At 75.3% G+C, this 23,837-nt stretch carries 24 protein-coding genes; 3 read left to right on the top strand and 21 right to left on the bottom strand.

Annotated elements, in window-relative coordinates:
- Window positions 1-57: 57 nt before the first annotated feature.
- Window positions 58-735, bottom strand: coding sequence for a MucR family transcriptional regulator (locus BLQ97_RS07270; protein ID WP_091364742.1), 678 nt, complete (start codon window positions 733-735; stop codon window positions 58-60).
- 77 nt (window positions 736-812) lie between these two features.
- Between BLQ97_RS07270 and BLQ97_RS07265 the strand changes: the two genes are divergently transcribed.
- The gene (locus BLQ97_RS07265) at window positions 813-1,700 is read left to right on the top strand and encodes an HhH-GPD family protein (RefSeq protein ID WP_091364741.1); all 888 of its coding nucleotides are present in this window, start codon (window positions 813-815) and stop codon (window positions 1,698-1,700) included.
- A 13-nt stretch (window positions 1,701-1,713) separates the two neighbouring features.
- On the opposite strand, the gene BLQ97_RS07260 is transcribed toward BLQ97_RS07265, so the two are convergent.
- From BLQ97_RS07260 to BLQ97_RS07215, 10 genes are all read right to left on the bottom strand, one after another.
- Complete coding sequence (locus tag BLQ97_RS07260; protein WP_091364739.1) at window positions 1,714-1,914, bottom strand: hypothetical protein; 201 nt, start codon at window positions 1,912-1,914, stop codon at window positions 1,714-1,716.
- Between the two features lie 245 nt (window positions 1,915-2,159).
- Window positions 2,160-4,706: an ATP-dependent Clp protease ATP-binding subunit gene (locus tag BLQ97_RS07255; protein WP_091364737.1), complete on the bottom strand. Its 2,547-nt coding sequence runs from the start codon at window positions 4,704-4,706 to the stop codon at window positions 2,160-2,162.
- A 388-nt stretch (window positions 4,707-5,094) separates the two neighbouring features.
- Entirely contained in the window at window positions 5,095-5,448 is a 354-nt protein-coding gene (locus BLQ97_RS07250; protein ID WP_091364735.1) for a histone-like nucleoid-structuring protein Lsr2, read from the bottom strand.
- Window positions 5,449-5,614: 166 nt separating this feature from the next.
- Entirely contained in the window at window positions 5,615-7,117 is a 1,503-nt protein-coding gene (lysS, locus tag BLQ97_RS07245; RefSeq protein ID WP_091364733.1) for a lysine--tRNA ligase, read from the bottom strand.
- A gap of 49 nt (window positions 7,118-7,166) precedes the next feature.
- The gene (locus BLQ97_RS07240; protein WP_091364731.1) at window positions 7,167-7,961 is read right to left on the bottom strand and encodes a type III pantothenate kinase; all 795 of its coding nucleotides are present in this window, start codon (window positions 7,959-7,961) and stop codon (window positions 7,167-7,169) included.
- Window positions 7,962-7,964: 3 nt separating this feature from the next.
- Complete coding sequence (nadC, locus tag BLQ97_RS07235) at window positions 7,965-8,870, bottom strand: carboxylating nicotinate-nucleotide diphosphorylase (protein ID WP_245691942.1); 906 nt, start codon at window positions 8,868-8,870, stop codon at window positions 7,965-7,967.
- The gene (locus tag BLQ97_RS07230) at window positions 8,867-10,543 is read right to left on the bottom strand and encodes an L-aspartate oxidase (protein ID WP_091364729.1); all 1,677 of its coding nucleotides are present in this window, start codon (window positions 10,541-10,543) and stop codon (window positions 8,867-8,869) included. The genes nadC and BLQ97_RS07230 overlap by 4 nt, the downstream gene beginning before the upstream one ends.
- Window positions 10,540-10,965: an aspartate 1-decarboxylase gene (gene panD, locus BLQ97_RS07225; RefSeq protein WP_091364727.1), complete on the bottom strand. Its 426-nt coding sequence runs from the start codon at window positions 10,963-10,965 to the stop codon at window positions 10,540-10,542. The genes BLQ97_RS07230 and panD overlap by 4 nt, the downstream gene beginning before the upstream one ends.
- Window positions 10,962-11,816 carry a pantoate--beta-alanine ligase gene (panC, locus tag BLQ97_RS07220; protein WP_091364725.1) on the bottom strand — a complete coding sequence of 285 codons (855 nt, stop codon included), beginning with the start codon at window positions 11,814-11,816 and terminating at the stop codon, window positions 10,962-10,964. The genes panD and panC overlap by 4 nt, the downstream gene beginning before the upstream one ends.
- Window positions 11,813-12,757, bottom strand: coding sequence for a Rossmann-like and DUF2520 domain-containing protein (locus tag BLQ97_RS07215; RefSeq protein ID WP_091364723.1), 945 nt, complete (start codon window positions 12,755-12,757; stop codon window positions 11,813-11,815). The genes panC and BLQ97_RS07215 overlap by 4 nt, the downstream gene beginning before the upstream one ends.
- Before the next feature lie 294 nt (window positions 12,758-13,051).
- On the opposite strand from BLQ97_RS07215, the gene BLQ97_RS07210 reads away from it, so the two are divergent.
- On the top strand, window positions 13,052-13,798 hold the full coding sequence (locus tag BLQ97_RS07210; protein ID WP_091364721.1) for an SDR family oxidoreductase: 747 nt from the start codon (window positions 13,052-13,054) through the stop codon (window positions 13,796-13,798).
- Between the two features lie 8 nt (window positions 13,799-13,806).
- Here the strand turns inward: BLQ97_RS07210 and BLQ97_RS07205 are convergent, their stop codons facing one another.
- The 4 genes from BLQ97_RS07205 to BLQ97_RS07190 all read right to left on the bottom strand — a co-directional run bounded on the left by BLQ97_RS07205 (window position 13,807) and on the right by BLQ97_RS07190 (window position 17,578).
- Window positions 13,807-14,883: a DUF6779 domain-containing protein gene (locus tag BLQ97_RS07205; RefSeq protein WP_175471631.1), complete on the bottom strand. Its 1,077-nt coding sequence runs from the start codon at window positions 14,881-14,883 to the stop codon at window positions 13,807-13,809.
- 92 nt (window positions 14,884-14,975) lie between these two features.
- A complete protein-coding gene (locus BLQ97_RS07200; RefSeq protein WP_091364717.1) occupies window positions 14,976-15,989 on the bottom strand; it encodes a glycine betaine ABC transporter substrate-binding protein in 1,014 nt (337 codons plus the stop codon).
- A gap of 159 nt (window positions 15,990-16,148) precedes the next feature.
- On the bottom strand, window positions 16,149-16,886 hold the full coding sequence (locus BLQ97_RS07195; protein WP_091364715.1) for an ABC transporter permease: 738 nt from the start codon (window positions 16,884-16,886) through the stop codon (window positions 16,149-16,151).
- Window positions 16,883-17,578, bottom strand: a complete 696-nt coding sequence (locus BLQ97_RS07190; protein ID WP_217637087.1) for an ABC transporter permease — start codon at window positions 17,576-17,578, stop codon at window positions 16,883-16,885. The genes BLQ97_RS07195 and BLQ97_RS07190 overlap by 4 nt, the downstream gene beginning before the upstream one ends.
- 39 nt (window positions 17,579-17,617) lie before the next feature.
- Here BLQ97_RS07190 and BLQ97_RS07185 point away from each other — a divergent pair, with 39 nt between their 5' ends.
- Complete coding sequence (locus BLQ97_RS07185) at window positions 17,618-18,802, top strand: ABC transporter ATP-binding protein (protein ID WP_217637086.1); 1,185 nt, start codon at window positions 17,618-17,620, stop codon at window positions 18,800-18,802.
- Window positions 18,803-18,824: 22 nt separating this feature from the next.
- On the opposite strand, the gene BLQ97_RS07180 is transcribed toward BLQ97_RS07185, so the two are convergent.
- The 6 genes from BLQ97_RS07180 to ftsH are packed head-to-tail and all read right to left on the bottom strand — an operon-like array spanning window position 18,825 to window position 23,729.
- Window positions 18,825-19,349, bottom strand: a complete 525-nt coding sequence (locus BLQ97_RS07180) for a DUF3180 domain-containing protein (protein ID WP_245691941.1) — start codon at window positions 19,347-19,349, stop codon at window positions 18,825-18,827.
- A 5-nt stretch (window positions 19,350-19,354) separates the two neighbouring features.
- A complete protein-coding gene (gene folK, locus BLQ97_RS07175; protein WP_091364712.1) occupies window positions 19,355-19,858 on the bottom strand; it encodes a 2-amino-4-hydroxy-6-hydroxymethyldihydropteridine diphosphokinase in 504 nt (167 codons plus the stop codon).
- Complete coding sequence (folB, locus tag BLQ97_RS07170) at window positions 19,855-20,241, bottom strand: dihydroneopterin aldolase (protein WP_091364710.1); 387 nt, start codon at window positions 20,239-20,241, stop codon at window positions 19,855-19,857. Before folB ends, folK begins: the two co-directional genes overlap by 4 nt.
- Complete coding sequence (gene folP / locus BLQ97_RS07165; protein ID WP_217637085.1) at window positions 20,234-21,088, bottom strand: dihydropteroate synthase; 855 nt, start codon at window positions 21,086-21,088, stop codon at window positions 20,234-20,236. Before folP ends, folB begins: the two co-directional genes overlap by 8 nt.
- Window positions 21,085-21,702 carry a GTP cyclohydrolase I FolE gene (folE, locus tag BLQ97_RS07160; RefSeq protein ID WP_091364708.1) on the bottom strand — a complete coding sequence of 206 codons (618 nt, stop codon included), beginning with the start codon at window positions 21,700-21,702 and terminating at the stop codon, window positions 21,085-21,087. Before folE ends, folP begins: the two co-directional genes overlap by 4 nt.
- A complete protein-coding gene (ftsH, locus tag BLQ97_RS07155) occupies window positions 21,699-23,729 on the bottom strand; it encodes an ATP-dependent zinc metalloprotease FtsH (RefSeq protein WP_091364706.1) in 2,031 nt (676 codons plus the stop codon). The genes folE and ftsH overlap by 4 nt, the downstream gene beginning before the upstream one ends.
- Window positions 23,730-23,837 lie beyond the last annotated feature (108 nt).

Raw genomic sequence — 23,837 nt, 5'->3', positions numbered from 1 at the left:
CCCTCCTGCCCCCCACCGCTCGCAAGCTCGCAGCGGGCCCCTGCAGGAGGGCCACACTCAGGTGACCTGGAGGGCGGCGTCCGGGCTGGTCTCGGTGTCCAGCCGGGCGCGCAGCACGTACTGCCCCGGCCCCACCGGCACGCGCTCGGCGGTGCAGGTCGGCTCGCTGGTCAGCCCGCCCCAGGTCAGCGGGAACACCACCTGCTCACCCGGGGCGAGCGTGCGGGTGTCGTCGCTCTGCTCGGGGAAGCAGTCGTTGCTCCCCCACAGCCGCGCGCCGGACCCGTCGAGCAGCACGATCTCCTGCAGCTCCTGGTCGAGCACGCGGGTGCAGGGCACGGCCGCGGTGTTGGTGACGACGAGCTCGAGGACCGGCTGCGAGCCCGCCGGCACCGAGCCCGGCGAGCGCACCTCGAGTGCGAGGACGTCGTCGCTGCACGGCGCACCGGCCTCCTGCTCCGGCGGTGACGGCTCGGACGGTGACGGGGCGGCGGTGGGCGTCGGGGTGGGGGTCTGCACGCTGGCCAGCGAGGGGACCACCCGGTCGAGCGCGGGAGGCTGCGCGGCGGTGCTCGTGGCCGTCGCCTCGGCGGCCGCGGCGTCGCCGTCCCGGCCGCCGAGCAGGGCGACGCCGACCCACCCGCCCCCGCCGAGGACGGCGAGCAGCAGCACCAGCACCAGCAGCCGCCGTCGCCAGTAGACGGCGGCGGGCAGGGGCCCGACCGGGTGCAGCACGCACAGGACCGTAGTCGGCGGCCGGTGACCCCTCCTCCCCGGCACGCCGCGGTCCCGGCCGGGCAGACTGGACCCCCGTGGACGCCCCTGCCGTGCCGACCGCCGAGATCGGGGACACCCTCGTCGACTGGTACGACACCGCCGCGCGCGACCTGCCGTGGCGGCGGCCGGGGGTGGACCCGTGGGCGGTGCTGGTCAGCGAGGTGATGCTGCAGCAGACCCCGGTCGCCCGCGTCGAGCCGGTCTGGCGCGCCTGGGTGGACCGGTGGCCCACGCCGGCCGACCTGGTCGCGGCCTCGCCCGCGGAGGTCATCCGCGCCTGGGGCAAGCTCGGCTACCCGCGCCGGGCGCTGCGGCTGCGGGAGACCGCCGTGGCGCTCGTGGAGCGGCACGGGGGCGCCGTGCCCGCCGACGTGGCGGCCCTGGAGGCGCTGCCCGGCGTCGGCACCTACACCGCGCGGGCCGTGTCCTGCTTCGGCCACGGCCGGCCGCAGCCGGTGGTGGACACCAACGTGCGCCGGGTGGTGGCCCGGCTGGTGCACGGGCGCGCGGAGGCCGGCACCGCCCGGGCCTCGGACCTCACCGACGTCGCGGCGCTGGCCCCGGCCGACCGGGACCGGGCGGTGCGCTTCTCGGTGGCGGCCATGGAGCTCGGGGCGCTGGTGTGCGTGGCCCGGACGCCGCGCTGTGCGGTCTGCCCCGTCCGCGAGCGCTGCGCCTGGCGGCTGGCCGGGTGCCCCGCCGCCGACGGGCCACCCCGGCGGGTGCAGCGGTTCGCCGGGACCGACCGCCAGGTGCGCGGCCGGCTGCTCGACGTCCTGCGTGCCGCCGAGGGCCCGGTGGCGGCGTCCGCCCTCGACGACGCGTGGGACGACGCCGCTCAGCGCGCCCGCTGCCTGGACTCCCTGCTGGCCGACGGCCTGGTCGAGCAGACCGAGGACGGCCGGTTCGCGCTGCCCGCCTGACGGCGCCGGCCGGTCAGCGGCGCGGCGTGAGGTCGCGGAAGGTCATCAGCCAGCCGGCGAGGGCGGTCAGGCCGGCCAGGACGAGCAGGACGGCCCGGACGGGGGTCGGCAGGCCGGCGCCCTCGACGACGACCAGCGTGGCGCCGACCATCGCGGCGGCGATCAGCAGGCCGCCGTAGACCGGCGTCCGCCTCGGGTGGTCACCGCGGGCCACGACCGCCTCCTCCCTGGGAACGCGTCCTCCCCCACCGCAGCGCGTCCCACCCGACGGTGGGCGGTCGGGTCGGACACCCGGTGGTGAGGTGGCCTCCCTGCAGGGTCCCGCCGCGAGCTCGCGAGTGGTGGGGGGCAGGGAGGTCCTTCTGCTGATCATCACGCGGGGTCCCTGGAACGGCACAGGGGCCGCCTCCCTCGCGGGAGACGGCCCCTGTGCTGGACCTCAGTGGACCTGGCGGGCCCTCACTGGCCCTTCTCGAGCGAGGTCGGGCCGCTCTGGCCGTCCTCGTCGTCGCCCACGGTGAGGGCGACCGGCGGGGTGTCGGGCAGGTCGATCGGCTTGGCCTCGCCGCGGAAGGTGAAGGTCGCGGTCGGACCCTCGCCCTCGACGTCCACCACGATGATCTGACCGGCGGTCAGCTCGCCGTAGAGGATCTTCTCCGACAGCGCGTCCTCGATCTCGCGCTGGATGGTCCGGCGCAGCGGCCGGGCACCCAGCACCGGGTCGAACCCGCGGGCCGCCAGCAGCTTCTTGGCGTCCTGCGTGATCTCCAGCGACATGTCCTTGTTGGCCAGCTGGCCCTCCACGCGGGCGACCATGAGGTCGACGATCTCGATGATCTCGTCCTCGGTCAGCTGGTGGAACACGACGATGTCGTCGATGCGGTTGAGGAACTCCGGCCGGAAGTGCTGCTTGAGCTCCTCGTTGACCTTGAGCTTCATCCGCTCGTAGTTCGACTGGGTGTCGTTGCCGACCTGGAAGCCCAGACCCACGGCCTTGGAGATGTCCCGCGTCCCGAGGTTGGTCGTGAGGATCAGGATCGTGTTCTTGAAGTCCACGATCCGGCCCTGACCGTCGGTGAGCCGGCCGTCCTCCAGCACCTGCAGGAGCGTGTTGAACACGTCCGCGTGCGCCTTCTCGATCTCGTCGAAGAGGACCACCGAGAACGGCTTGCGCCGCACCTTCTCGGTGAGCTGGCCACCCTCGTCGTACCCGACGTAACCGGGAGGGGCACCGACGAGCCGCGACACGGTGAACCGGTCGTGGAACTCGCCCATGTCGATCTGGATGAGGGCGTCGTCCTCACCGAAGAGGAACTGCGCGAGCGCCTTGGCGAGCTCGGTCTTACCGACACCCGAGGGGCCGGCGAAGATGAACGAGCCGCCGGGGCGACGCGGGTCCTTCAGACCGGCCCGCGTGCGACGGATCGCCTGCGAGACGCTCTTGATGGCCTCTTCCTGGCCGATGATGCGCTTGTGGAGCTCGTCCTCCATGCGCAGCAGCCGGGTCGTCTCCTCCTCGGTGAGCTTGAAGACGGGGATGCCGGTCCAGTTGGCCAGCACCTCGGCGATCTGCTCGTCGTCGACCTCGGCGACGACGTCCATGTCGCCGGCCTTCCACGCCTTCTCGCGCTCGGCCTTCTCGCCCAGGAGCTGCTTCTCCTTGTCGCGCAGCGACGCGGCCTTCTCGAAGTCCTGCGCGTCGATCGCCGACTCCTTCTCGCGACGGATGGTCGCGATCCGCTCGTCGAACTCGCGCAGGTCCGGCGGCGCGGTCATCCGCTTGATCCGCATCCGGGCACCGGCCTCGTCGATCAGGTCGATCGCCTTGTCGGGCAGGAAGCGGTCGGAGATGTAGCGGTCGGCCAGCGTCGCGGCGGCGACCAGGGCGCCGTCGGTGATGCTGATCCGGTGGTGCGCCTCGTACCGGTCGCGCAGCCCCTTGAGGATCTCGATGGTGTGCTGCAGCGTCGGCTCGCCGACCTGGATGGGCTGGAAGCGGCGCTCGAGGGCGGCGTCCTTCTCCAGGTGCTTGCGGTACTCGTCGAGCGTGGTGGCGCCGATGGTCTGCAGCTCACCGCGGGCCAGCATCGGCTTGAGGATGCTGGCGGCGTCGATCGCGCCCTCGGCGGCACCGGCCCCGACGAGGGTGTGGATCTCGTCGATGAACAGGATGATGTCGCCGCGGGTGCGGATCTCCTTGAGGACCTTCTTCAGGCGCTCCTCGAAGTCACCGCGGTAGCGCGACCCGGCGACCAGGGCGCCGAGGTCGAGGGTGTAGAGCTGCTTGTCCTTCAGCGTCTCGGGGACCTCGCCCTTGACGATCGCCTGGGCCAGGCCCTCGACGACGGCGGTCTTGCCGACGCCGGGCTCGCCGATGAGGACGGGGTTGTTCTTGGTCCGCCGCGACAGGACCTGCATGACCCGCTCGATCTCCTTGGCCCGCCCGATGACCGGGTCGAGCTTGGAGTCGCGCGCGGCCTGGGTCAGGTTGCGGCCGAACTGGTCGAGCACCAGGGACGTCGACGGGGTGCCCTCGGAGGGGCCGCCGGCCGCGGCCGGCTCCTTGCCCTGGTAGCCCGAGAGCAGCTGGATGACCTGCTGGCGGACGCGGTTGAGGTCGGCACCCAGCTTCACCAGGACCTGGGCGGCGACGCCCTCGCCCTCACGGATGAGGCCGAGCAGGATGTGCTCGGTGCCGATGTAGTTGTGGCCGAGCTGCAGCGCCTCGCGCAGCGACAGCTCCAGCACCTTCTTCGCCCGCGGGGTGAAGGGGATGTGGCCGGAGGGCGCCTGCTGGCCCTGGCCGATGATCTCCTCGACCTGCTGGCGGACGCCCTCGAGCGAGATGCCCAGGGACTCGAGCGCCTTGGCCGCGACACCCTCACCCTCGTGGATCAGGCCCAGGAGGATGTGCTCGGTGCCGATGTAGTTGTGGTTGAGCATCCGGGCCTCTTCCTGGGCCAGGACGACCACCCGACGGGCTCGGTCGGTGAACCGTTCGAACATCTGCTGATCTCCTCTGACCGGCTGGTCCGGCACTGTCCTCCCCACGAGCGGGGAGGAGCACCCGACGTCCGTCGGCGCGCTGGGGCACCGGTCTTTCCACTGTAGTCACGGACCACGCCGTCCCGTCGGTGGCGACCGGCGGTGCGGTGGGTGGCTGTCTGGGTCAACCGATGGTGCCCGGACGGTGTTCCGGACCCGTTACGCCGACAGCGGACGGCGCGTTGCCCGGGGACGCCGGTGGCCCGGCCCCTCGAGGGGCCGGGCCACCGGTGACGTGCTGGAACAGCCTCCTCGCAGGGGCCCGCCCCGCACGGGTGACGTGCTGGAACGGCCTCCTCGCAGGGGCCCGCCCCGAACGGAGCGAGGGGTGGGGGGCGAGGAGGTCCTTCTAGTGAGCGGCCTCGTAGGCGTCGACGACGCTGGCCGGGATGCGGCCGCGGTCGCTGACGTTGTGGCCGTTCTTCCGGGCCCAGTCGCGGATCGCACCGGCCTGCTCGCGGTCCATCCGGCCACCGCCGCCGGTGGCCCGGGAACGGCCGCCACCCGAGGCGCGCCCGCCACCGCGGCCGACCTTGCGCGCGGCCTGGACGTAACGCGAGAACGAGTCGCGCAGTTCCCTGGCGTTCTTCTCCGACAGGTCGATCTCGTAGTTCGTGCCGTCGAGGGAGAAGCTTACCGTCTCGTCGGCGGGGAGGTCCTCGTCGAGGTCGTCGCTGAGGATGACCTGCACCTTGCGCGCCATTGTCGCTGTTCCTCGCACTCTCCGGCAGGGCGCCGGTATCCGATTGTCGTCCGCCTGCTCCGGACTCTGCGGTCATTCGACCACACAATCGACCGACCGCACCAATCACGCGGCGTGACCCGCCCATTCAGGGGGAGAAAACACCGCGAATACGGGACGGTCCCTTTCAGGACAGCGGCCGCACCAATGGGAACAGGATCGTCTCGCGGATTCCCAGGCCGGTGAGCGTCATCATCAGCCGGTCGATGCCCATCCCGACCCCGCCGCAGGGCGGCATGCCGTACTCGAGCGCCTCGAGGAAGTCCTCGTCGAGGACCATCGCCTCCGGGTCACCGGCCGCGGCGAGCACCGCCTGCTGGGTGAACCGCTCGCGCTGCACCACCGGGTCGACCAGCTCGGAGTAGCCGGTGCCCCGCTCGATGCCGCCGATGTAGAGGTCCCACTTCTCGGCCAGGCCCGGCGTCGTGCGGTGCGCGCGGGTCAGCGGCGAGGTGTCGACCGGGTAGTCGACGACGAAGGTCGGGGCCTGCAGCGAGTGCTGCACCAGCGCCTCGAACAGCTCCTCGACGACCTTGCCCGGCAGCCACGCGGGGTCGACGCCGACGTCGTGCCGATCGGCCAGGGCGCGCAGGTGCTCGACCGGCGTCTCCGGGGTGACCTCCTCGCCGACGGCGTCGGAGACCAGCGTGTGGAGCGGCACCTGCGGCCACTCCCCCGACAGGTCGACCTCGGTGCCGTCGTGGTGGCGGGCGGTGTGGTCGCCGAAGAGCGCCGCGCAGCACTCCTGGACCAGTTCCCGGGTGGTGCGCGCGACGTCGGAGTAGTCGGCCCACGCCTCGTAGAACTCCAGCATCGCGAACTCCGGCGAGTGCGAGCTGTCGGCGCCCTCGTTGCGGAAGTTGCGGTTGATCTCGAAGACCTTCTCCAGGCCGCCGACGATGCACCGCTTGAGGAACAGCTCCGGCGCGATGCGCAGGTACAGGTCGAGGTCGAAGGCGTTCATGTGCGTGCGGAACGGCCGGGCCGCCGCACCCCCGTGCACGGTCTGCAGCATCGGGGTCTCGACCTCGAGGAAGCCGCGGCCGGACAGCCCGGCGCGCAGCGCGGCAACGACGGCGGCCCGCTGGCGCACGGTGCGCCGCGCCTCGTCGCGGACGATGAGGTCGACGTAGCGGCGGCGGACGCGCAGCTCCTCGCTCATCGGCTTGTGCGCCACCGGCAGCGGGCGCAGCGCCTTGGCGGCCAGCTGCCAGGAGTCGGCGAACACCGACAGCTCGCCGCGCCGCGACGTCCCGACCTCGCCCTCGACGACGACGTGGTCGCCGAGGTCGACGTCGGCCTTCCAGGCGTCCAGCGCGTCGGCGCCCACGCGGTCGCGGGAGAGCATGACCTGCAGCTCCGCGTCGCCCTCGCGCAGCGTCGCGAAGCACAGCTTGCCGGTGTTGCGGCTGAAGATGACGCGGCCGGTGACCCCGACCCGCTCCCCGGTCAGCGTGTCGGGCTCGAGGTCGGGGTGGGCCGCACGGACGTCGGCCAGCGACGTCGTCCGCGGGACCGTGACCGGGTAGGGGTCGACGCCGGCCTCCCGCAGCCGGTCGAGCTTGCCGCGGCGGACCCGCAGCTGTTCGGGGAGCTCGTCGTCCGGCTGGCCGGGGGGTTCGTCGGTCACGGCGCCCGAGCCTACGGCCGTGGGCCGCGCCACCTCGCCCGGACGGCGGTCAGCGGCGGCCGCCGGCCTGGTGGCGCTCGAAGGCCAGCCGCAGCCCGTGCACGGTGAGGTCGGGCTCCCGCTCCCCGATCGAGCGGCAGCTGTCGGCCACCAGCGGCGCCAGCCCCCCGGTGGCGACGACGACCGGGGCGGCCCCGAACTGGCCGACCAGCTCCGCCGCGATGCGCGCGACGAGCCCGTCGACCAGGCCGGCGAAGCCGAGCACCAGCCCCGACTGCAGCGCGGCGACGGTGTTCTTGCCGATCGCCTGGGCCGGCACGGTGAGCTCCACCGAGCGCAGCTGCGCGGCGCGGCTGGCCAGCGCCTCCAGGCTCACCTCGACGCCCGGCGCCAGGGCGCCGCCGAGGAACTGCCCGTCGGGGCCGACGGCGTCGACGTTGGTCGAGGTGCCGAAGTCGACGACCACCACGGGCCGGCCGCGCCCGTCGGGCCAGCGGCCGAACAGCTCGTGCGCCGCCAGCGCGGTCACCACCCGGTCGGCGCCGACCTCGCGCGGGTTGTCCACGTGCAGCGGGACGCCGGTGCGCACGCCCGGGCCGATGAGCACGACCGGCACCTCGAGGGAGTCCAGCAGCTGGCGCAGCGCCGGCAGCAGCGCCGGCACCGTCGAGCAGGCCGACACCCCGGTGACCTCGGTGTCGCGCAGCAGCCCGCGCCAGAGCATCCGCAGCTCGTCGGAGGTGGCCCGCGCGTGCGTGGTCACCCGCCAGCAGCCGATCCGCCGGGCGCCGTCGAAGGTGGCCAGCACGGTCTGGCTGTTGCCGACGTCGACGGTGAGCAACACGGGTCAGCCCCGCAGGTCGAGGGCGAGGTCGAGGACGGGCGAGGAGTGGGTGAGCGCGCCGACCGACAGGTAGTCGACGCCGGTCGCGGCCACCTCGCGGGCGACGGCGAGGGTGAGCCCGCCGGTGGCCTCCAGCTCCGCCCGGCCGGCGACCAGGGCCACCACCTCGCGCAGCGTCGCCGGCGGCATGTTGTCCAGCAGCAGGAAGTCCGCGCCGGCCTCGACCGCCTCGAGCGCCTGGGCCGGGGTGTCGGCCTCCACCTGCACCGGCACCCGCGGCGCCCGCTCGCGGACGGCGGCGACGGCCGCGGCCACCGACCCGGCGGCGGCGACGTGGTTGTCCTTGACCATCGCGACGTCGTAGAGGCCCATCCGCTTGTTCGACCCGCCGCCGCAGCGCACCGCGTACTTCTCCAGCGGCCGCAGGCCTGGGGTCGTCTTGCGGGTGTCCAGCACCACCGCGCCGGTGCCCTCGACGGCGTCGACCCAGGCGCGGGTGGCGGTGGCGATGCCGCTCGCCCGGCTGGCGATGTTGAGGGCGCTGCGCTCGGCGGCCAGCAGCGCCCGCACCGGACCGCGCACGGTGAGCAGCACGTCGCCGCGGGACACCCGGTCGCCGTCGGCGGCGCCGGCCACCAGCGTGGCGCCCGGGGCGAGGCGGGTGAACACGCGGGCGGCCACCGGCAGGCCGGCCACCACGCCGCCGGCGCGGGCGACCAGGTCGGCGGTGCCGTACTGCGCCGGCGGCACGGTGGCGGCGCTGGTGACGTCCAGGGCGACGGCGAGGTCGGGGGCGCCCGGCAGCACGGGGCCGCCGGCGAGGTCCTCGGCCAGCGTGCGCTCGACCAGCTCGTCGACCCACGCCTCGGCCAGGCCGGTGCCCTCCAGCGACCGGGGGTCGGCGCTCACCACGGCGGCACCGCCGGGGCGCCCACGGGGCGGCGGGTCAGCCGCAGCCGGCCGTCGTCGTCGAGCCGCACGTCGAGGTGCACCCGCCACTCCTCCTCGGTCCCGGGGTGGTCCTCCCGCCAGTGGCACCCGCGGGTCTCCTCGCGGGCGGCCGCCGCGGCGGTGAGCGCGCTCGCGACGGTGAGCAGGTCGGTGGCCTCCCAGCTCGCCACGCCCGGGTCGGCACCGCGGCCCTCCGCCAGCCCGGCGGCGAGCCCGGCCAGCACACCGCCGGCCTCGGTGAGGCCCGCGCCGGAGCGCAGCGCGGCGACCCGCCCGGACGTGGTGTCGGTGACCGTGCGCCGGCCGGCCGGGTCGAGCAGCCCCGCCGTCGCCGGCGCGGCCGCGCGGACCGGCGCGGACGGCGGCAGGCCACGGGCCAGCTCCGCGCCGATGCGCGCGGCGAACACCAGCCCCTCCAGCAGCGAGTTCGACGCCAGCCGGTTGGCCCCGTGCACGCCGGTGCAGGCGACCTCGCCGCACGCGTAGAGGCCGGGCACGGTGGTGCGCCCGGCGAGGTCGGTGACCAGGCCGCCGGAGGCGTAGTGGGCGGCCGGCGTCACCGGCACCAGGTCGGTGACCGGGTCGACGCCGGCGGCGCGGCAGCTGGCCACGATGGTCGGGAAGCGGTGCTCGAGGTCGGGCACGCCGCGGGCGTCGAGCCAGACGTGGTCGACGCCGTCGCGCAGCTGCACCCGGGTGATCCCCTTGGCGACGACGTCGCGCGGGGCGAGCTCGGCCAGCGGGTGCGCCCCGACCATGAACCGCTCCCCCGCGCCGTCGCGCAGCACCGCGCCCTCGCCGCGCAGCGCCTCGCTGACCAGCGGCTGCTGCCCGCGGGCGCCCGGACCCAGGTACAGCGACGTCGGGTGGAACTGGACGAACTCCAGGTCGGTGGCCACCGCCCCGGCGCGCAGGCCCAGCGCCACGCCGTCCCCCGTGGACACCGCCGGGTTCGTCGTCGCGGCGTAGACCTGGCCCATGCCGCCGGTGGCCAGCACGACCGCGCGGGCCCGGACGGCGCCCACGCCGTCCTCGGACCCCTCGCCGAGCACGTGCAGCGTGACGCCGGCGGCCCGGCCGCCGGCGTCGGTGAGCAGGTCGAGCACCATCGCGTGCTCGACGAGGGTGACGCCGGGGTCGGCGTGCACCGCCTCGCACAGCGCGCGCATGACCTCCGCCCCGGTCGCGTCGCCGCCGGCGTGCACGATCCGGTCGGCGGAGTGGCCGCCCTCGCGGGTGAGCAGCAGTGCCCCGGCGGCGTCCCGGTCGAACCCGGCGCCCCACCCGATGAGCTGGTGCAGCCGCGCCGGGCCCTCGGTCACGAGCGCGCGCACCGCGGTGGGCTCGCACAGGCCCGCGCCCGCCACCTCGGTGTCGCGGGCGTGGGCCTCCGGGGTGTCGGCCGGGTCGAGGACGGCCGCGATGCCGCCCTGCGCCCAGCGCGTCGAGCCGTCGTCGACCCGGACCTTGGTGACGACGGCGACCGACAGGCCGGCCGCCCGGGCGTGCAGCGCGACGCACAGCCCCGCGACGCCGGAGCCGACGACGCAGACGTCGGCGGCCAGCTCCCAGCCCGCCGCCGGGGCGGCCAGGCGCACGGGCAGCCCGGTGACGGGAGGAGCCAGGGTCACCGGACGGGGACGCCGAGGTCGCTGCGCCGGTGTCCGGTCGCTCCGGGCACGGGCGCCGAGGGGTCCCCGCCCAGCTCGACGACGCGGTTGTCGCCGTCGACGTGCACGATCCTCGGGACGTGGCTCTCGGCCTCGGTCTCGTCCATGACGCCGTAGCTGATGAGGATGACCAGGTCGCCGGGGTGCACGAGGTGGGCGGCGGCACCGTTGATGCCGAGGACGCCGCTGCCGCGCTCGCCGGGGATCGCGTAGGTCTCCAGCCGCGCGCCGTTGGTGACGTCGACGATCGCGACCTGCTCGCCGGGGAGCAGGTCGGCCGCGTCGAGCAGGTCCTCGTCGACCGTGACCGAGCCGACGTAGTGCAGGTCGGCCTGGGTGACCGTCGCCCGGTGGATCTTGGACTTGAGCATCGTGCGCATCATCGGGGCTCTCCCAGGGTGACGGGGGCGTTGTCGAGGAGCCGGGTGCTGCCGGCGCGGGCGGCGACGAGCAGCCGGGCGGGGCCGGCAGCCGGCGGGGGCCCGAGGTCGGGGTCGGTGAGCGCGAGGTAGTCGGGGACGAGCTCCGGCGCGGTGGCCAGCACCGCCCCGGCCGCGGCGAGGACGGCGTCGGCACCCCGCGGGCCGGCGTCGGCACCGGCGCGCAGCGCGCGGGAGATCGCGGCCGCGGTGGCCCGCTGCGCGGCCGACAGGTAGCGGTTGCGCGAGGACAGCGCCAGGCCGTCGGCCTCGCGCACGGTCGGCACGCCGACGACCTCCAGCGGTAGCGCCAGCTCGCGCACCATGGCGCGGACCAGCGTCAGCTGCTGGTAGTCCTTCTCGCCGAAGTACGCCAGGTCGGGCCGGGTCAGGCCGAACAGCTTGGCGACGACGGTGAGCACGCCGGCGAAGTGGCCGGGCCGCACCGCGCCCTCGAGGACCGCGCCCAGCGGGCCCGGGTGGACGGTCACGCCGAGCGCCCCCGGCGGGTAGACCTCCTCCACCGGCGGGTGGAAGACGACGTCGGCGCCCTCCTCGGTCAGCGCGGCGAGGTCGGCGTCCCAGGTGCGCGGGTAGCGGTCGAGGTCCTCGCCGGGACCGAACTGGGTCGGGTTGACGAACACCGAGACGACGACGCTGCCGGCGCGCTCCCGGGCGGCACGGACCAGCGCGCGGTGCCCCTCGTGCAGGGCGCCCATGGTGGGCACGAGGGCGACCGGGCCGGGCAGCGCGGCGCGCAGCCGGGACAGCTCGGCGGTGGTGGCCGCGACCGCCGGGACCGCGGGCGCGCTCACCGGGAACCGGCCGGGTCGGCCGCCTCGTAGAGCAGGTCGAGCAGCGGCGCTCCCTCCTGCCGCCGGAGCCGGCCCGAGGCCAGCGCCCGCTCCGTGGTCCGCTGCGCCATCGCGACGTAGGCCGCCACCGACTCCGGGGCCCGCTCGGTCAGCGTCTCGAGGTGGTCGGCCACCGTGCCGACGTCCCCGCGGCTGACCGGTCCGGTGAGCCCGCGGTCGCCGCGGCGCAGGCCGTTGTCCAGCGCGGCGGTCAGCAGCGGGGTGAGCACCCGGGACGGGTCGCCGACGCCCGCGGTGCGCAGCAGGTCGGCGGCCTCGGCCACCAGCGTGACCAGGTGGTTGGCGCCGGTGACCAGGGCGGCGTGGTACAGCCGCCGGTCGTCCTCGGCCACGAAGAACGGCTCGCCGCCCATCTCCAGCACCAGCGTCTCGGCGACGGCGCGGTGCTCGGGGCGGCTGGTGACGCCGAACGGGGCGCCGGTCAGCCGGTCGGCGTCCTCGAGGGCGCCGGTGAAGGTCATCGCCGGGTGCAGCGCCAGCGGCAGGACGCCGGCGCGCTCGGCGGGGGCGAGGGCCGCCAGGCCGTGCGCGCCGGAGGTGTGGAAGGCCAGCTGGCCGGCGCGCCAGGTGCCGGTGCCGGCCAGGCCGGCGACCAGCCCGGGCAGGGTGTCGTCGGGCACGGCGAGCACGACCAGGTCGGCAGCGGCGACGACCTCGTCGGCGGGGAGCAGCGGGACGCCCGGCAGCAGCCGGTCGGCGCGCTCGGCGGAGGCGGCGGACAGGCCGGAGGCGGCGACCACGTTGTGGCCGGCGGTGGCGAGGGCGGCGCCCAGGACGGCGCCGACGCGTCCGGCGCCGACGACGCCGACGCGGAGGCGGGCGGGGGCGCGGTGGGCCGGCGGGACACCGGCGGCGCGGGAGGTCCTGCGGGCAGCAGGCATCGGTGCACCTCTCGTTCCAGTCCCTGGCGGGTACCGGACTCGGGTCCGGCCGTCGTCGTCGGCGGCCGTGGGGTCGTGCCGGTGGTGCGGGTGGGGCGGGCGCCGCTCCGCTGCGGCCGGGTGTGCCACGCGGACCAGCGCCGAAGGCGAGTGTCGGACCGCCCGCGCCGCGCTGCAACGGATCGCCCCTGTGGGGTGGGTCACCCGACGGGGTGGGGACGGCGCCGTTCCGCACCGGTCCTACGGTGAGCGGCGGCGCGACCGGCAGCGGAGCCGGCGGGACGGAGGAGTGGCGTGGGCACGTTCGAGGGACGCACCGCACTGGTCACCGGCGGCAGCCGCGGCATTGGCCTGGCGATCGCCCGCAGCCTGGTCGACCGCGGGGCGCGCGTGGTGCTCACCGCCCGCAAGGCCGAGGCGCTCGAGGAGGCGGTCGACGCGCTCGGCGGCCCCGGGGTGGCCGTCGGCGTGCCGGGTCACGCCGGGGACGCCGCACACCGCGCCGAAGCGGTGCGCACGGCCGTCGAGCGGTTCGGCAGCCTCGACCACCTGGTGGGCAACGTCGGGATCAACCCGGTCTACGGGCCGATGGTCGACCTCGACCTCGACGCCTTCCGCAAGATCCTCGACACCAACGTCGTGGGCACCCTCGGGCTGGTGCAGGAGGCCTGGCGGGCGTGGATGTCCGAGCACGGCGGCTCGGTGCTCGTCGTCGCCTCGGTGGCCGGGTTCAAGGCCTCGCCGATGATCGGCGGCTACGGCGTGAGCAAGGCGGCGCTGGTCAACCTGGTCACCCAGCTGGCCGTGGAGCTCGGGCCCCGGGTGACCGTCAACGGGGTGGCACCGGCGGTGGTGAAGACCCGCTTCGCCGGCGCGCTGTACGAGGGCCGGGAGGAGGAGGCCGCCCGCGCGTACCCGGCCGGCCGGCTCGGCGAGCCCGAGGACGTCGGCGAGGCCGCGGCCTACCTGCTGGGCGCCGGCTGGGTCACCGGCCAGACGCTGGTGCTCGACGGCGGCGCGCTCTCCCGCGGTCCCGCCTGAGCGGACCGCTAGTCGCGGTAGCGGTGGCGGCGGCCGCCCGGGGTGACACCGCTCTCGGCGAGGATCTGCGCCAGCCGCGCCGACCCGGTCGCGTCGGGCTCCTCCCCCGGCACTCCCGGGGACGGCGCGGCGTGGCCGGCCGCGGCGGTGTGCAGCGCGGGCCGCTCGACGGTCAGCTGCTCAGCGGGCGGCGGGGCGGAGGCGGCCAGCGGGTCGGTGTGCCGGCGGCGCGGCGCGGCGTCGGCGGGGTCGAGCGGTCCGCGCCCGGCCGGCCACGCAGCAGGCGGTGCGGACGGCGGTGCGGACGGCGACGCGGCCGGCTCCGGGCGCGCCGGCAGCGGCGGGAGCGGCAGCGGGCGGGCGGGCGGCTCGGGCTCGCGCGCCACGGCCGGGGCGGCCACGGTCACCGCGGGTGCCGGCCAGTCGGCGTCGAGCTCGCCGCTCCAGGTCGCGGCCGGCTCCAGGGGCTCGCGGCCGGCCGCCGTCCGCACCGACTGGGTGTGCATGACCAGCCGCTCGACGCGCATCTCCCCGGTGAGCTGCTCGGTGAGCTCCGCGCGCAGCCGGCCGACGTCGGCGCGCAGGCCGCCGATCTCGGCCAGGTCGGCGCGCAGCGCACCGAGCTCGGCCAGGGGACCCGCCAGCGCACCGACCTCCGCCCGCAGGGCGCCCAGGCCGGACAGCCCCTCGCGCAGCCCGGCCAGCTCCGCCCGCAGCGCGTCGAGCTCCCGGCGCATCGACTGCTCGGCCTCGCGCCGGACCTCGTTCTCCAGTTCCAGCTCGTAGCGCTGGCGGGCGGCGACCTCGCGCTCGAGCTCGGCGTCGTAGGCGCGGCGCAGCTCGGCCTCGAGAGCGGCCGTGTCGGGGACGTCGGGGACCTCGGCGTCGCGGGCCGGCCGGCGGCCGGCCGCCACCGCGGCGAGCAGGCAGGCCCAGGCGACGGCGACGACGGAGACCCGCAGCACCCGGGCGTCCTCGGTCAGGAAGACCACGACCGTGGCGGCGAGCGCCAGGCAGGCGCCGAGGGCCAGCCCGACGGCGCGCAGCCCGGGCGCGCCGGCCGGGCCGGGAGGTCGTCGGGCCACCGTCTGCACTCCTCCCCGCATCGGCTCAGGGTAACGGTGAGCGAGCCTCCGGCTCCGGCGCGCAGCCGTCCTGCGCGCCGGAGCGAGGGACCTCAGCCCTGCGCGAGGGCGCCGTCGCTGCTGAAGACCAGGCCCATGGAGACCTCGCCCTGCTGGATGGCGGCCTTGGTCGCCGGGCCACCGGCGTCGAACTCGCGGAACTCGGCGAACTTCAGGCCGTAGGTCTCCTCGAGACCGGGCTGGCAGAACGGCCGGGTCGGGCACTCGGCCGGACCGCCGAGGACCAGCGAGCCGTCGCCGCAGGCGTCGGCCAGCTCCGACAGGGTGGTCACGCCGAGGGAGTCGGCGAACTCCTGGGTGACGGCGAAGGCGTTCTGGTCGGCGGCCTCCGACGGCGTGCCGAAGGTCAGCCCCACCTGGTCGGCCAGCGGCTGCAGCGCGTCGCGGGTCGCCTGCGCGTCGCCGCTGGCGATCGGCGTCGGGTTGGCGCCGTTGACCTGGGCGTTGAGCGCCTCGGTCACCGTGGCCAGGTACTCCGGGAAGACCTGCAGGTCGGCGCCGGAGATCAGCGCCGGGAGGTACAGGTCGCGGTTGCCCACCTCGCGCACCGAGGCGTCGAAGCCCGCCGCGTCGAGGACCCCGGCGTAGACGTTGGCCAGGATGGTCGACTCGGTGAAGTTGCCCGCGCCCACGACGATCGGCCCGCTGCCCGGCTCGAGGCCCTCGGTCACACCGCTGTCCTGCACCCACGCGGCAGCGACGTCCTCGGCGCTCTGCCGCTCGAGGTCCACCGCGGCGTTCATCTCGATGAGCTGGTCGGTGGTCAGCGCGCCCGAGACGGCGTCCAGCGCCGGCACGAGCGCCGGGTTGGCCGCGGCGGTGGCCGCGGTGACCGCCGGCACGATGTTGTCGGCGTTCTGCAGCTGCTGGTCGTCCTCGAGGACGACCAGCTGGTCGCCGGCCACCGGGGCACAGGCGTCACCGGACGCGGCCGAGCCGCTCGTGCCGGTGGCGCCGCCGGTGCCGGAGGAGCCGGACTCCCCACAGGCGGCGGTGAGCAGCAACCCGGCCAGCAGGAGGGGGGTGAGGGCGCGTGGCTGACGCATGTGTCCGCCTTCTGTGTCCCGTGCGGCGGGCGGCCGCGACGCGTGTCTGGCGGGGGTCCCCGCGCCGGACATGCAACCCCCGCGGTCGGCGGCGGGGCAATCCCGGCGCGGATGTGTTGCGGGGTCGTTACCCAGCCCGGCCGCACGGCGCGACCCGCGTCACAGCGGGACGCCGCTCGCCGTCGGTTCCGGAACCGGACTGCCCCCGTTCGCGGTCCTGACCTGCAGGAACGGCAGGCGGCGGGGTCCGGGGGTCAGCGCCCAGGACAGCAGCGCGAGCACCGCCTCGGTCAGCAGCGCCAGGCCGGCCACGAGGATCGCGCCGGCGATCATGACGCCGTAGTCCTGCTGGCCGAACCCGAGGTTGATCAGCCGGCCCAGCCCGCCGCCGCCGACCAGCGCGGCCAGCCCCGCCGTGGCCACCACCTGCACGGCGGCGGTGCGGATGCCGGTCGTCACCAGCGGGAGGGCCAGCGGCAGCTCGACCCGGGCGAGCACCTGGCCGCGGCTCATCCCCATCCCGCGGGCCGCCTCGCGGACCTCGGGGTCCACGCCGCGGAAGCCGACGAAGGTGTTGGTGAGGATCGGCGGCACCGCGAAGACCGCCAGCGCGATGGTGGTGGCCCGGTTGCCGAAGCCGATCGGGCTGACCGCGAACAGGGTGAGCAGCGCCAGCGTGGGCACCGCCCGGCTGACGTTGGACAGCACGACGACCAGCCCGGCGCCGCGCCGCGCCGTCCCCAGGGCGACGCCGACCGGCAGCGCGAGGACCGCCGCGGCCAGCACCGCCACCGCGGAGATCACCAGGTGCTCCAGCGCCAGGTCGGCGATGCCGTTGGGGCGGCTCCAGTTGTAGGGGTCGTTGAGGTAGACGAGCGCCCGCGAGAAGTCGTTCACGCCCGCACCGCCCGGACCCAGGGGGTCAGTGCCCGCTCGGCACCGGCCAGCAGGACGTCGGCCAGCAGCGCCAGCAGCACGCAGCCGACGGCGCCGGTGACGATCTCGGCGCGGTAGAAGTTCGCCGCGAACCCGCCGGTGATCAGCTGGCCGAGCCCGCCGTGGCCCACCAGGACGCCGACGGTGGTCAGCGCGACCGTGGACACCGTGGCGATCCGCAGCCCCGCCATGAACGCCGGCAGCGCCAGCGGCAGGTCCACCCGCCAGAGGGCCTGGGCCGGGGACAGCCCCATCCCCCGGGCCGCCTCGCGGACGTCGGCGGGCACGCCCTGCAGCCCGGCGAGGAAGTTGCGCACCAGGATGACCAGCGAGTACGCCACCAGGCCGATGAGCACCGTGTTCGACGACAGCCCGGTGAAGGGCACCAGCAGCGCGAACATCGCCAGCGACGGGATCGTGTAGACGACCGTCGACAGGCCCAGGACCGGGGCGGACAGGAACCGGCTGCGCCGCGCCAGCAGGGCCAGCGGCAGGGCGATCACCGCCCCGATGACCACCGCGAGCACCGTCAGGCGCACGTGCTCGCCGGTGTAGGCCAGGATGGAGTCCCAGTTGTCGGTCACGTAGGACGGGTCCACCCACGGGTTCGGGGCCTCGTCCACCGCGAGCAGCCCCACGGCGGGGTCGCTCACCGCGTCCAGCAGAGGACGCGCACCCAGGGAGGTCACCCCGTGGACGCTACTGCCGCCGGCGGTGCGGAGGGCACCGCACAGGAGATCCGGCTCGACGGGGTCAGCAAGACCTACGCCGACGGCACGGTCGGTGTCGAGCGCCTGGACCTGACCTTCGCGGCGGGCGAGCTGTCGGTCCTGGTCGGCCCCTCGGGCTGCGGCAAGACCACCACGATGAAGATGATCAACCGGGTCATCGAGCCGTCGACGGGGCGGATCCTGCTCGGCGGCGAGGACGTGACCCGGGTCGACGCCGACCGGCTGCGCCGCCGCATCGGCTACGTCATCCAGAACGTGGGCCTGTTCCCGCACCAGACCGTCCGGGTGAACGTGGCCACGGTGCCGCGGCTGCTGGGCTGGGACCGGCGCCGCACCCGCGCCCGGGTGGACGAGCTGCTCGCCACGGTGGGCCTCGACCCCGCCGTCCACGGCGACCGCTACCCCAGCCAGCTCTCCGGCGGCCAGCGGCAGCGCGCCGGGGTGGCCCGGGCGCTGGCCGCGGACCCGGCGGTGCTGCTGATGGACGAGCCGTTCTCCGCCGTCGACCCGGTGGTGCGCGAGCGGCTGCAGGGGGAGTTCCTGCGGCTGCAGGAGACGGTGCGCAAGACGATCGTGTTCGTCACCCACGACATCGAGGAGGCCGTGCGCCTCGGCGACCGGATCGCGGTGATGAGCTCCGGTGGGCGGGTGGAGCAGTTCGCGCCGCCGGCGGAGTTGCTCGGCCGGCCGGCGAACGGGTTCGTGGCCGACTTCGTGGGCGCCGACCGGGGCCTGAAGCGGCTGGCGGTCACCGGCATCTCCGTCGACGACCTCGAGCGCCCGCCGGTGGTGCACGCGGCCGACGGGCTGGCCGACGCGCGCGCCTCGCTGCAGGCGGCCGGCGCACGCTGGGCGGTGGTCCTCGACGACGACGGCCGGCTGCACGGGTGGCTCTCCGGCGAGCGGGCCGCGGGCCCGGGCACCGTCGGGTCGGCGTCGCACCGCATGGACGCGTGGGTGCCGGTGGAGGCCAGCCTGAAGACGGCGTTCTCGACGATGCTGCAGCACGAGGCCGGCTGGGTGGCGGTGCTCGACGGCGAGGTCTTCCTCGGGGTGCTCACGCCCGAGTCGCTGCACCGGGCGCTGCGCCGCTCGGTGGACGGGACGGTGCCCGAGACCGCGGGTGCCGCGGTGCCGGCGCGCTAGACCACGAGAGGGCCGCAGCGCGTCAGGGGGAGGGCTCCTGGCCGTGGAGCCGCTCGGAGGACGACGGGTCGCGCGGCACGCGGCACACCGACTCCAGCCACAGCGCCGCCGCGGTCAGCGCGGCGGCGCAGAGCACCCCGACGACCGCGGTGACCGTGTCGCCCGCCGCAGCCTCCAGCCGGGACACCGCGGGTGCCACGTGCAGCAGCACCCCGGCCCACACGCCGGCGAAGGCCGCGCCGACGAAGGCGCTGGCCTGCGCGAGCACCGCCAGCCGGGCCACCAGCATCGGCTCGACCGGGCGGACCAGCGGTGGCGTGGGGTCGCCGCCCTCCCGCGGGTGGGTGGCACCGCGGCGGGCGGCGCGCTCGGCGGCCAGGCGGGCGCGGAGCGTGCGGGCGCCGAGCGCCTCGGCGACGGCGAGCAGGGCCAGCGGCACGGGCAGCCACCAGCGCAGCGGCGGGAGGCTGCCGTAGGTGGCGCGCACGACCAGCCAGGCGGCCACCGCCAGCCCGGCCGTGACGACGAGGAGGTCCCGCCGGTTCACCGGCCTCACTGCAGGTGCTCCCACCTCACGACCGCGGCGACGTCCTCGGCGGGCAGCGCGGCGACCAGGTCGGCCACCCGGCCGTGCCCGGGCAGCACGGCGGTCGGGTCCAGCGACAGCCACGGGACCAGCACGAACGCCCGCTCGTGCGCCCGCGGGTGCGGCAGGGTGAGCGCCGGGTCGTCGGAGAGCACCGGGACGCCGTCGTCGCCGGTGACCGTGACCACGTCGACGTCGAGCGTGCGGGCGCCCCAGCGCACCTCGCGGGTGCGCCCGGCGGCCTGCTCGAGCTCGTGCGCCCGGGCCAGCCACCCGGCGGCGTCGCGGTCGCCGCGGACGAACACGACCGCGTTGAGGTAGGGCGGCTGCTCGACCGGGCCCCACGGCGGGGTCTCGTAGAGCACCGAGCGGGCCACCAGGCCGTCGGCCCGGAGCGCCTCGACGGCGGTGCGCAGCGCGCCGGCGCGGTCGCCGAGGTTGGCGCCGAGGGAGAGGACGGCGCGCGTCATGACCGCTCGCGCCGGATGGTGACGGTGACGTCGTCGAAGGGGACGCCGAGGTCGGCCTGCGGCTTGTGCACCGTGATCTCGACGGCCTGCACCAGCGGGTCGGCCAGACAGACGTCGGCCAGCCGCCGGCACAGCGTCTCCAGCAGGTCGACCGGCTCCCCGGTGAGGACGCCGTGCAGCCGCTGGGCGAGGTCGGCGTAGTTCACCGTCAGCGCGAGGTCGTCGGTGGCGGCCGCCGGTGCGGTGTCGACCTCGAGGACGGCGTCGACGGAGAACGTCTGCCCCTGCTCGCGCTCGAAGCCGTAGACCCCGTGGTGGGCGTGCGCGGTCAGCCCGCGGACGGCGATCCGGTCGGGGTGGCGGGGCGGGTGGGCGTCAGCCACGGCGGGCCCCGCGCGCGGTGCGCACGGCCTCGACGGTGCGCACGGCGTCCACCGAGGAGGCGGCGTCGTGCACCCGCACGCCCCAGGCGCCGGCCTCGGCGGCGAGCACCGTGGTGGCGAGGGTGGCGGCGTCGCGCTGCTCGGCCGGCCGCGGCTCGGCGTCCGGCCCGGCGAGCAGCCGGCCGAGGAAGGTCTTGCGGGAGGCGCCGACCAGGACGGGCAGCCCGAGGGCGATCAGCCGGTCGAGGCCGCCGAGCAGCGCCCAGTTGTGCTCGGCGCGCTTGGCGAAGCCCAGCCCGGGGTCGAGCACCAACTGCCGCGGGTCGACCCCGGCGGCGACGACGTCCTCCACGCGGGCGGTGAGCTCGGCGCACACCTCGGTGACGACGTCGCCGTACCGGGCGGCGGCGTGCATCTCGCGGCTGTGCCCGCGCCAGTGCATGAGCACCCAGGGGACGCCGGTCTCGGCGACCAGGTCGGCCATGTTCTTGTCGGCCAGCCCGCCGCTGACGTCGTTGACCAGGACCGCCCCGGCCGCGAGCGCGGCCTCGGCGACCTCGGCCCGCGTGGTGTCGACGCTGGTGCGCACGCCGGCGGCCGCCAGCTCGCGGACGACCGGCACCACCCGGCGGCACTCCTCGTCGGCGTCGACGCGGTCCGCGCCCGGGCGGGTCGACTCGCCCCCGACGTCGACGTAGTCGGCCCCGGCGGCGTGCATCGCCAGCCCGTGCGCGATCGCGGTCGGCGCGTCGGCGAAGCACCCGCCGTCGGAGAAGGAGTCGGGGGTGACGTTCAGGACGCCCATGACCACGCAGCGCCCCGGCCGCGGGAGGACGGTGGTGGTCACCGGCCCAGCACGAGGCCCATGGCCTCGGCGCGGGTGGCGGCGTTGTCGCGGAAGATGCCGCGCACCGCCGAGGTGACCGTGGTCGAGCCGGGCTTGCGGATGCCCCGCATGCCCATGCACAGGTGCTCGGCCTCGATGACGACGAGCACGCCGCGCGGCTTGAGGTTCTCGTCCACCGCGTCGGCGATCTGCCGGGTCATCCGCTCCTGCACCTGCGGCCGCCGGGCGTAGACGTCGACCAGCCGGGCGATCTTCGACAGCCCGGTCACCCGGCCGTCCTCGCCGGGGATGTAGCCGACGTGCGCGGTGCCGTGGAAGGGCACCAGGTGGTGCTCGCAGGTCGAGTACATCGGGATGTCCTTGACCAGCACCAGCTCGTCGTGGTCCTCGTCGAAGACGGTCGCGAGGATCTCGGCGGGGTCCTGCCAGAGCCCGGCGAAGGTCTCGGCGTACGCGCGGGCCACCCGCCCGGGGGTGTCCCGGAGCCCGGGGCGGTCGGGGTCCTCCCCCACCGCGAGCAGCAGCTCGCGGACCGCGGCCTCGGCCCGCGCCGTGTCCACGCGGGACAGGTCGACGCGGACCTCGTCCTCCGCCTCCTCCGGGAGCTCGCTCATCTCTGCGCGGGTGCGCCGACGTCGCCCACGGCGGTGCTGCCGCCCTTGACCAGGGTCGCGCCGTTGCCGTTCGCGTGCCCGTTGCCGTTGGCCTGGGCCGCGGCCTCGGCCGGGGTGAGCACCGGCGGCTGGTCCGACGGCGTCCGCTTGCCGAAGCCGTTGTAGGGCGCCAGCGAGGGCCGCTTGGTGACCGGCGAGCAGATGCGGGCCATGTCCTCCTTGGAGAGGGTCTCCTTCTCCATCAGCTCGAGGACGAGCGCGTCGAGCACGCCGCGGTACTCGACGAGGATCTCCCACGCCTCGTCGTGCGCGGCCTCGATGAGTGCGCGCACCTCGCTGTCGATGTCGGCGGCGACGGCCTCGGAGTAGTCCGGCCGCGAGCCCATGTCCCGGCCGAGGAACGGCTCGGAGTCGGTGCTGCCGTACTTCACCGCACCCAGCTTGGCGCTCATGCCGTACTGGGTGACCATCGCGCGGGCCATCGAGGTGGCCTTCTCGATGTCGTTGCCGGCACCGGTGGTCGGCTCGTGGAACACCAGCTCCTCGGCCGCCCGCCCGCCCAGGGCGTAGGCGAGGGTGTCGATCATCTCCGAGCGGGTCTGGGTGTACTTGTCCTCGGTCGGCAGCACGAGCGTGTGCCCCAGCGAGCGGCCGCGCGGCAGGATCGTCACCTTGTGCACCGGGTCCAGGTTGGGCAGTGCGTGCGCCACCAGGGCGTGGCCGCCCTCGTGGTAGGCGGTGACCTTCTTCTCCTTCTCGCTCATCGCCCGCGTCTTGCGCTCGGGGCCGGCGATGACGCGGTCGATCGCCTCCTCGAGGACGGCGTCGGTGATCACCGTGCCGTTGTTCCGCGCGGTGAGCAGGGCGCCCTCGTTGAGCACGTTGGCCAGGTCCGCGCCGGTGAAGCCGGGCGTGCGCCGGGCGACGGTCTCGAGGTCGACGTCGGGCGCGAGCGGCTTGCCCTTGGCGTGCACCCCGAGGATCTGCTTGCGGCCCTCGAGGTCGGGCCGGTCGACGGCGATCTGCCGGTCGAAGCGGCCCGGGCGCAGCAGCGCCGGGTCGAGGATGTCCGGCCGGTTGGTGGCGGCGATCATGATGACGCCGCCCTTGACGTCGAAGCCGTCCATCTCGACGAGCATCTGGTTGAGCGTCTGCTCGCGCTCGTCGTGCCCGCCGCCCATGCCGGCACCGCGGTGGCGGCCGACGGCGTCGATCTCGTCGACGAAGATGATCGCCGGGGCGTTGCTCTTGGCCTGCTCGAACAGGTCGCGCACGCGGCTGGCGCCGACACCGACGAACATCTCGACGAAGTCCGAGCCGGAGATCGAGAAGAACGGCACGCCCGCCTCGCCGGCCACCGCGCGGGCCAGCAGGGTCTTGCCGGTCCCGGGCGGGCCGAACAGCAGCACGCCCTTGGGGATCTTGGCGCCCACGGCCTGGAACTTGACCGGGTTCTGCAGGAAGTCCTTGATCTCCTGCAGCTCCTCGATGGCCTCGTCGGCGCCGGCGACGTCGGCGAAGGTCGTCTTGGGACTGTCCTTGGTGATCTGCTTGGCCTTGGACTTGCCGAAGGCCATGACGCCCCGGCCGCCGCCCTGCATCGAGTTGAACAGCCAGAACAGCAGCAGCAGGAGGATGAGGAAGGGCAGGAAGCTGATCAGGACGCTGACGAAGACGCTGTCCTGCGTGACGTTGGTGGTGAAGTCGACGCCGTCGCCGCTCGAGCTGCCGTCGCTCCCGATCCCGGAGACCAGCGCGAAGACGTCGTCGGAGGCCCCGATCGGGTAGGCCGCGCTGATCTTGTCCTCACCGTCGACCGGCTGGGCCAGGTCGAGGTCGAGGGTCTGTTCCTTGTCGTTGATCGTGACCGACGAGACGTTGCCGTCCTCGATCTGCTGCAGCGCGACGGAGGTGTCGACCGTCTTGTAGTCCGAGCCACCGCCCAGGAACGAGGACAGGCCGAGGGCCACCAGGACGACGAGCACGACCCAGAACCACACGGAGCGGAAGATCTTCTTGCGTTCCATACACCGATGCCGGGCGACCGGAGGGCTCCGGCCTGGCCCGTCGACCCTCCTGATCGTCCGGGTGACGCGCCGCGCGAGCCGGGCGGACACCCTCGCGCGGTCCAGCGT

Source organism: Geodermatophilus telluris (assembly GCF_900102745.1).
Classification (GTDB): domain Bacteria; phylum Actinomycetota; class Actinomycetes; order Mycobacteriales; family Geodermatophilaceae; genus Geodermatophilus; species Geodermatophilus telluris.
This window is presented reverse-complemented; position numbering and strand designations above follow the sequence as displayed.

Coding starts and splice junctions, on each gene's coding strand:
- BLQ97_RS07255 (WP_091364737.1), bottom strand. CDS start 4,706: ATGTTCGAACGGTTCACCGACCGAGCCCGTCGGGTGGTCGTCCTGGCC.
- BLQ97_RS07250 (WP_091364735.1), bottom strand. CDS start 5,448: ATGGCGCGCAAGGTGCAGGTCATCCTCAGCGACGACCTCGACGAGGAC.
- panD (WP_091364727.1), bottom strand. CDS start 10,965: ATGATGCGCACGATGCTCAAGTCCAAGATCCACCGGGCGACGGTCACC.
- BLQ97_RS07215 (WP_091364723.1), bottom strand. CDS start 12,757: ATGCCTGCTGCCCGCAGGACCTCCCGCGCCGCCGGTGTCCCGCCGGCC.
- BLQ97_RS07200 (WP_091364717.1), bottom strand. CDS start 15,989: ATGCGTCAGCCACGCGCCCTCACCCCCCTCCTGCTGGCCGGGTTGCTG.
- folK (WP_091364712.1), bottom strand. CDS start 19,858: ATGACGCGCGCCGTCCTCTCCCTCGGCGCCAACCTCGGCGACCGCGCC.
- folE (WP_091364708.1), bottom strand. CDS start 21,702: ATGAGCGAGCTCCCGGAGGAGGCGGAGGACGAGGTCCGCGTCGACCTG.
- ftsH (WP_091364706.1), bottom strand. CDS start 23,729: ATGGAACGCAAGAAGATCTTCCGCTCCGTGTGGTTCTGGGTCGTGCTC.